This is a genomic window from Salinicola socius, from assembly GCF_001937195.1.
GTDB classification, from domain to species: domain Bacteria; phylum Pseudomonadota; class Gammaproteobacteria; order Pseudomonadales; family Halomonadaceae; genus Salinicola; species Salinicola socius.
Genome location: NZ_MSDO01000008.1, coordinates 1 through 2,250, shown reverse-complemented (window position 1 = coordinate 2,250; position 2,250 = coordinate 1). Strand labels below are relative to the sequence as shown.

The 2,250-nt window shown below is 58.8% G+C and carries 5 protein-coding genes; all 5 read left to right on the top strand.

All coding sequences use genetic code 11. The features are described from left to right. A partial coding sequence (locus BTW07_RS19820) for a hypothetical protein (RefSeq protein WP_158025870.1) occupies positions 1 to 206 on the top strand: 206 nt, incomplete at its 5' end. A gap of 369 nt (positions 207 to 575) precedes the next feature. Then, entirely contained in the window at positions 576 to 926 is a 351-nt protein-coding gene (locus BTW07_RS07130) for a hypothetical protein (RefSeq protein ID WP_232823860.1), read from the top strand. A 51-nt stretch (positions 927 to 977) separates the two neighbouring features. Beyond that, positions 978 to 1,076 (top strand): tail virion protein G7P-2, encoded by a 99-nt coding sequence (locus tag BTW07_RS20320; protein WP_425272023.1) that lies wholly within the window; start codon positions 978 to 980, stop codon positions 1,074 to 1,076. A gap of 100 nt (positions 1,077 to 1,176) precedes the next feature. Continuing rightward, on the top strand, positions 1,177 to 1,446 hold the full coding sequence (locus tag BTW07_RS07125; protein ID WP_075569487.1) for a major coat protein: 270 nt from the start codon (positions 1,177 to 1,179) through the stop codon (positions 1,444 to 1,446). Positions 1,447 to 1,742: 296 nt separating this feature from the next. Then, on the top strand, positions 1,743 to 2,250 hold a 508-nt coding region (locus BTW07_RS19600), incomplete at its 3' end, for a hypothetical protein (RefSeq protein WP_144076860.1).

Sequence of the window (2,250 nt, the reverse complement as noted above, 5' to 3'; positions counted from 1 at the left end):
TGACCACCGCGAAGAAACAACCCGTTCGCGTGTTCCTGGAACAGACCGATCACTCTCGGTTTCTGGTTCAGGCAGGCATGAACCAACTCACACCTTCCGCCCTGGGCGAACGGCTCTTTCAGTACGGCCTTGCCCAACTGGAGCGCGGCGACCGCTCTGTCCTGGAAGGTGAACCTTCTCCGGCCCGCCCGGAACCGGGGCGCTAATCATGTTCCTGCCTGCCCGTCACCCGTCGCCCATCGGTCGCACGGCCTCCCAGGCCGGAACCGTGCCCCCCGTCATACCCTGCGCAGCACGGGTTGACGGGGGGTGCGGGATCGGCCGCCGTGCTTCACGACCGATGGCGCGCGGTGTCGGGTGGGCAGACGCCTGCCCGGAGCCCCGAGTTCTGAGGGAGCGGGCCCGGCGGTGTCTCCAGGGTCGTGCCTACGGTCACGCCGCGCTCCTCTACGCCCAGGCGGAGCACTTAACCCGGATGCTCGATCCCGAGTCATCCGACCTCACTGAGCTAGTCGTACTCGCTCGCCACTGCCACACCCTGGCAACCCAGTACCAACGCTAACAAGGAATCCACCATGTCCATGATCAACACCATCATCGCTCGCGTTTCCGGTGCCTCTCGCTACGAATTCGAAGGCCGTAAAGGCGGCAAGGTCAGCATCATCAACGAAGTCGACGCCGACAACGACAACCAGATCGGCATGCAGAACTCCGACATGTCCGCCGACTTCTCCATCGTCGATCAGATTCGTAACGCCGGGGTCGAGTTGCCGTGCAACCTCGAACTCGATATCGAGCTGCGCATGGTTCGCGCCGGCCAGAACAAGCAGCAAACCACCTCGATGCACGTGATTGCTGCCCGCCGCCCCAAGGGCGCCGGATCGGCACCGGCCAGCAACGCCAAGCCGGAATCCGCCAAGGCGTAACGCCACACCTGATTCATCACCAGACGTCTTCCCAACAACGAGGAGCCACCGATGACCGCTGAACAGTTCGATCAACTGTGGCTCCTCACGTTTTGTACCGCGCTCGTCGTCTCATTCGGGCTCGGTGCAATCAAAGGTGGCCAGCGATGAACTCCGCAACCCTCATCGGCTACCTGCTAGGAGCCTACGCCCTCGGTTGGGCGTGGGGTAAGTCCACACTCGCGTTCAAGCAATTCATGGAAAAAACACTATGAAAACTCGACTGAAAAACGCTGTCGTCCGTACCCGTTTCGCCCTCCGCAACGTCGCCGGCAAGGCAACGGCCGTCTCCGTCACCATGATCGGCGGCACCACCGCTGCCATGGCGTCCGAAGGCGGTTCCGCTGCGTCTGCCGCGTTCTCCGCACTCTCCAGCCAGGCCAGCAGCATGGCCAGCGAAGCGTGGCCCGTCGTGACCGCCATCGTCGGCTCACTGCTCGCCATCGGCCTGTTCAAGAAGTTCGCCAACAAGGCCACCTGATCCACGCAGCACCATTCGGCCCCGCACCGCCCCGGCGATTTCCGGGGCCGAAGCAGAAAGGGGCTCCATTCGGGCCCCTTTATTGTTGGTGACTTATGCGATTATTTATTATCTCAATTTTTATACTGGCTTCTTCTTCGGTTTCTGGCGCTGCTTTTGCTAGTTGGCAACCCGTTTGTAGCTTCCTCCCATCTCGGGGGTCGTCTAAATGCCCAACATTCAATCGAGTAATTCCCAACGCGGATAGATATGGTCAATCTCGCGCTGAAACCTGGCAAGGCGATGGCCCTATCCCGTTGTCCGATTTTGCAAGTTATAGAATTTACAATATCCGCTATACAGACGAACAGTGCGAAGCCGCCTATGGCGGTTCCATACGATCTATCGATGTACCCACTGGATCGCTACTTTCTCCTAATGCGGTCGTGAATGTGGGCGCTTGCAAACTCTATCAGACGCCCGGCGTCACTTTCTGCACCAACAATAAAGATGAGAATGGTAACGACACCGGCACGGAAAATTGTTCGACCGTCTGGAATGCTGAATCAACGGGTGAAACCAACAATCCCGACTCCGACGCACCGACTATCTCAGACTCACCCTTTCAATTAACCAGCGACCCTTCCAGTTGTTCTAAAGGCTCCTATACCTCCGGTTCTAATACCTACTGCTATACAGGACAGTCCTCTGACATTAACACGATCCATATCGACCAAAACGGGCAGGTCATCGATGACTCCGATAACGGTGGCAACTCTGGCGGCAGTGATGGCGGGAGTTCTGGCGGCGGCACCGATAGCGGTT